Origin of the sequence: Candidatus Accumulibacter vicinus, assembly GCF_000584955.1 — a bacterium.
In the GTDB taxonomy this organism is placed as follows: Bacteria; Pseudomonadota; Gammaproteobacteria; order Burkholderiales; family Rhodocyclaceae; genus Accumulibacter; species Accumulibacter vicinus.
Genome location: NZ_JDSS02000038.1, coordinates 34,823 through 36,735 on the forward strand (window position 1 = coordinate 34,823; position 1,913 = coordinate 36,735).

Genomic DNA, 1,913 nt, shown 5'->3' on the forward strand with positions numbered 1-1,913 from the left:
TGTCGTCGGCAATTGATAATGCCTTAAATGAGTTCCTGACTACTGGAAAGATAAATTTTGCAAACTTCGCCAAGTCTATTATCCTTGATATTGCCAAGATTGAAGCTAAAGCTCTGCTAGCTAAGGCTAGCCAGAATAGTGGTGGATTCGGGGGCATTGTAAGTAGCGTACTTGGTATGTTGGGAATGGGCGGTGGCGGCTTTAGCTCTGGAGATTTCGCAAACCTAGCTGCTAGCCATATCGATAGTGCAAAAGGAAACGTATTCTCTGGCTCTCCATCACTGCACCAGTATGCAAATACAGTTCAGACATCGCCTGTTACTTTCTCCTTCGATAAACTTCATAAGTTCGCTCGTGGTGGTGTATTTGCAGAAGCAGGACCTGAAGCGGTTATGCCATTGTCTAGGGATAGTGCGGGTCGTTTAGGGGTAAAGGCTCAAGGTGGGGGTCGTACCTATAACATTACTGTAAATGTTAATGGAAATAATAATGCTCAAGATGTGCGCAGAGCCGCAGGTCAAGGTGCCAGGGAAGCAGCTTCTTTTATCAGTGCGGCACATAGATACGTATAAGGATTAATCAATGGGCGCTTTCCTAGAAGAGAGATTACCTGTCAATATTAGGCTAGGGGCTAGTTTTGTAGACGGTTATGCTGTGGAGATCACCACTACGGCAAGCGGTGTAGAGTATAGAAAGCTAACACACCCTCACCCTATCCGTACTGGTACTATCAGTTTTACCATGCTTCGTAATGACTTAGCGGGTCAGGTACTTGATCTATACCATAGAGCTTATGGTACTTATGCAGGGTTTCGAGTAAAATGTGTAGACGATTATAGTACAAATAACTATACCGGTATTCCAACAGCATTTGACTTTACAGCAGTTAAACTAACAGACACAACCTATCAAATAGCCAAGGCTTACGGCAGTGCTGGTACTCCTCTTTCTATCGGATTCCCTTATAGAAAGATATATAAGCCTATTGCTGGCTCTATACTAGTAGGTGTTAATTCAGTAGCCATGAATTATGCCTGGACAGCAAGCACAACCACAGGTATTATTACATTTGGTCTGAACAAGACAAGTACAATTACTGGAATCACTAAAGCATCTCAGGCAGTAATCAGTACTACTGGAGGACCTTATTTTGTAACCGAGTCAGCCCATATATCTGGTGTGGTAGGTATGACAGAAATTAATGGGAAACGTGGAGTGATTACCAGTGTTAATCCAGGCGTGTCTATTACCGTAAACATAGACACGTCTTCAGGGTATGGTACTTATGTTAGTGGAGGCACTTTGAACTTAAACCCTCAAACTGGAGAGTCAGTCACAGCAGGGTGTTATTTTGATCTACCGTTCCGGTTCAATTCAAAAATTGAGGTAGGATCACTATCCTCTGATGTACGAGATTGCAACCTTGAAATTATTGAGTTAATTGCCCCATGAAAACTACAGTTGCTGACTATCGTTACAGGGTACTATGTATGCGTATAGTACCTGTTATTGGCTCAACAATTTATCTTACTGATTATGTCAACAATCTGACGATTTCTGGTCATACGTATATTAGTACTTCTGGATACCAGTTCACAGGGTATAGCGCTACCAGTGACTTTTCTCCGGCCAGTATTGATATTGAGGGTATAGCAGGTATTGCGGGTATTGATAGACCTGGTATTTCTAGCGGTATCTTTGACGGTGCACGTTGTTATGTATTTGCAACAGACTGGACAACTCCAGTAGAGGATGAAGAACCAGTTACAGCAGGTATATTTGGAAAAGCTGTACTCATGGATGATCGATATACGATCAGTGGTGTAAGCCTAATTGATACTCTTAATCAAACTATTGGATACACCTATGGTGCAGCCTGCCCAAAGACATTTGGTGGGCAGGAGTTTGGCGGG

General features: G+C 42.8%; 3 protein-coding genes. All 3 read left to right on the forward strand.

Annotation, left to right across the window (positions count from 1 at the left end):
• Positions 1 to 572: phage tail tape measure C-terminal domain-containing protein (locus tag CAPSK01_RS23745; protein ID WP_273703962.1), on the forward strand; the 572-nt coding region annotated here is incomplete at its 5' end.
• Positions 573 to 582: 10 nt separating this feature from the next.
• Positions 583 to 1,452 (forward strand): DUF2460 domain-containing protein, encoded by an 870-nt coding sequence (locus CAPSK01_RS23750; protein ID WP_273703963.1) that lies wholly within the window; start codon positions 583 to 585, stop codon positions 1,450 to 1,452.
• On the forward strand, positions 1,449 to 1,913 hold a 465-nt coding region (locus tag CAPSK01_RS23755; protein WP_273703964.1), incomplete at its 3' end, for a DUF2163 domain-containing protein. The genes CAPSK01_RS23750 and CAPSK01_RS23755, both read left to right, overlap by 4 nt.